Raw genomic sequence first — 2,606 nt, 5'->3', positions numbered from 1 at the left:
GAGGCGAATGCCATGCTTCATGTCGTCGATCTATCCCATCCCGCTTGGGAAAGCCACATCCAGTCGGTCATGGAAGTGCTTGGAGAAATGCCTGCCCTTCCAGGTAAAGCTTTGATTGCCTTTAACAAGGTCGATCAAGTAGATAGCGAAACGCTAGCCTTCGCTCAACAACAGTATCCCGAAGCTGTGTTTATTTCAGCTACTCAACGCTTAGGTTTAGAGACCCTACGCCAGCGGATGGTGCAACTGGTTGATGAAGCAGTTTCACAACCGCACTAATAAAAATGTGACAAGAAGCCAGTAATTACGGTGTCTATTTTTGGCAATGTCCCCCGCTTAAAAAGGGGTTATAAGCATTTTCCCCCTTTTTAAGCGGGATTCGGGGTTCCCTCTGGGGAGAGGGGGGATCGAGTGTATAGGACACCCAGTTAAGTCAAGAACCAGCAAGCTAAGCAAACAAGAATTCACATACTATTTGCAATGATGAACAATCCAATAACGTGGAAGTACGTATTTCAAACCAAAGCTATCATTAACTGGGTCGAATCTGTAGCTTTGTTGTTATCTGACCAATGGATTCGCCAAATCCTGGGTCAAGAACCGCTCACCAATCCTGAATATTTACATCTGTTTGGCGCATTGGTATTTACAATCGGGATTGGTTATTGGTGGGTTGGTAAGGATATCTCTCGCAATCACGACCTTATAAGATTTGGAATTTGCGCCCAAGTTTCTGTCTTTATCGTTTTGGCTTATCACACCTTAATAGGTGGTCTTCACCCATTTTATTTAGTTCCGGGTGTCATTGACCTTACCTTTGCGATTCTCTTTAGTTTATTTCTCTCCTCTTATGAGCGGATTAAACCAGCTTTAGAGTAATTAGAGTCGAGTATATGCAACTTAGAACCCCACCCCTACCCGTGAACGGGGAGGGAGAAATCTTACCTTCCTATGTCAACGGGAAATTATAGCAGTCATAAATGATTCCTGAACGCAAGATACCCGACTTCTTGGAGAAGTCGGGTATCTGATCTCGCATCTGACAACTCAAATAGGAGAGAACGCAACATGACACAAAAACATGGCCCTTGGACAATCCAAGAAACAAATCGAAAGTACCAAAATTCATTTATCAATGTTCGTGAAGACCAAGTTCTCCAACCTGATGGACAACCGGGTACGTATGCTACCGTCACAATGAAATCTGGCGTTGCTATTTTGCCAATAGATAGCGATCGCGTAGTCTATCTTACCCGGCAATTTCGTTATGCGCTTGGCAAAGAAAGCATTGAAGTTGTCGCTGGTGCTATTGAGGAGGATGAACCGCACCTGAAATCTGCACAACGAGAAATTGAAGAGGAACTGGGAATTCAGGCTTCGGAATGGCTCGATCTCGGAGTTTTTGACTTAGATACATCAATTGTCTGCTGTCCGGTGCGTCTATTTCTAGCAAAGCAATTAACATTCACCCAATCCCATCAAGAAGGAACGGAAACGATAGAAACAGTTCGGATTCCCTTAAGTGAAGCGGTGCAAATGGTCATGGATAGCGTAATCACACACGCGCCAAGCTGTGTGCTGATTCTGAAAGCGAATAAGGTACTTGGCGAATAATAGGCGATCGCGCTGACACTGGCTAAACATATCACCACAAACTTTGGAACTTATGAATAAGTCTCACGGTTGGGACGTACTCAAACTAAGCTAATGGCAAATGTGGCTGGCAAATGTGACTCGCAATAGTAGCTATGACTTTGGTTGCGGCTTCCTTTTCAAGCACTTTTAGTCACTTGGGCTTGGTGATTTGCAAGAGATAATGATTCAGTTCAAATGGAACAACTGAATGAGTGAAGAACAAGAGCAGGAATCTCAACCTTTTACGGCAGCTCCGCTGCTGCAAATCGGTACTAGCGGTTGGGTTTATAAGCACTGGATGAACATTTTCTATCCAGCGCAAATGCCTGGAAGCCAACAACTACCATTTTACGCACAGCACTTTCCGACTGTAGAAATTAACTTTTCTTTCTATCGTCTGCCAGAGCGATCTGTATTTGAAACGTGGCGAGAGCAAACACCTGAAGGGTTTATTTTTGCTGTAAAAGGTAGCCGCTACCTTACCCATATGAAAAAGTTAAAAGACCCATCTGAGCCGCTATCTCGCTTAATGGAACGAGCGGGGGGTTTGCAAGAAAAATTAGGCCCAATTCTGTTCCAATTTCCTCATACCTGGCCCCTGAATATCGAGCGACTTCAGCCGTTTTTGGAATTACTTTCTTCCTATCCAGAACAACGTTATACATTTGAATTTCGGCACCAAAGCTGGCTGATTCCACAGGTGTACAAACTATTAGAAGATGCGGGTGCAGCCCTTTGTTTGCCCGTTAGTCCCACAGTTCCGCTAGATATTCGTTTGACTGCGCCCTGGACTTATATTCGCATGCACAGCGGACAATGGGGTGTTGGTTACAGCGAGGAAGAATTGTCTACTTGGGCTTCTCATATCCGCTCATTTCTTCAAAAAAAGATTGACGTGTACGTATATTTCAACAACGATCCAGATGGTCATGCTATCCGCGATGCTGAACGCCTGAAAGCATTACTGTCCA

The 2,606-nt window shown here is 44.4% G+C and carries 3 protein-coding genes and 1 pseudogene; all 4 read left to right on the top strand.

Translation table 11 applies throughout. The features are described 5' to 3' along the window. A pseudogene (locus H6F50_RS14365) lies at positions 1-279 on the top strand (GTPase HflX); the annotation flags it as partial. Between the two features lie 201 nt (positions 280-480). Beyond that, complete coding sequence (locus H6F50_RS14360; protein WP_242029033.1) at positions 481-879, top strand: hypothetical protein; 399 nt, start codon at positions 481-483, stop codon at positions 877-879. Positions 880-1,068: 189 nt separating this feature from the next. After that, positions 1,069-1,614 carry an NUDIX hydrolase gene (locus H6F50_RS14355; protein ID WP_190429220.1) on the top strand — a complete coding sequence of 182 codons (546 nt, stop codon included), beginning with the start codon at positions 1,069-1,071 and terminating at the stop codon, positions 1,612-1,614. A gap of 229 nt (positions 1,615-1,843) precedes the next feature. Next, a partial coding sequence (locus tag H6F50_RS14350; RefSeq protein WP_190429219.1) for a DUF72 domain-containing protein occupies positions 1,844-2,606 on the top strand: 763 nt, incomplete at its 3' end.

Origin of the sequence: Coleofasciculus sp. FACHB-712, from assembly GCF_014695635.1 — a bacterium.
Lineage (GTDB): Bacteria > Cyanobacteriota > Cyanobacteriia > Cyanobacteriales > FACHB-T130 > FACHB-T130.
The sequence above is the reverse complement of the archived record's forward strand: the minus strand, read 5'-3'. Positions and strand labels throughout refer to the sequence as shown.

What these genes read in the sequence shown, in the direction of transcription:
- H6F50_RS14360 (WP_242029033.1), top strand. Translation starts at nt 481, where the DNA reads ATGATGAACAATCCAATAACGTGGAAGTACGTATTTCAAACCAAAGCT.
- H6F50_RS14355 (WP_190429220.1), top strand. Translation starts at nt 1,069, where the DNA reads ATGACACAAAAACATGGCCCTTGGACAATCCAAGAAACAAATCGAAAG.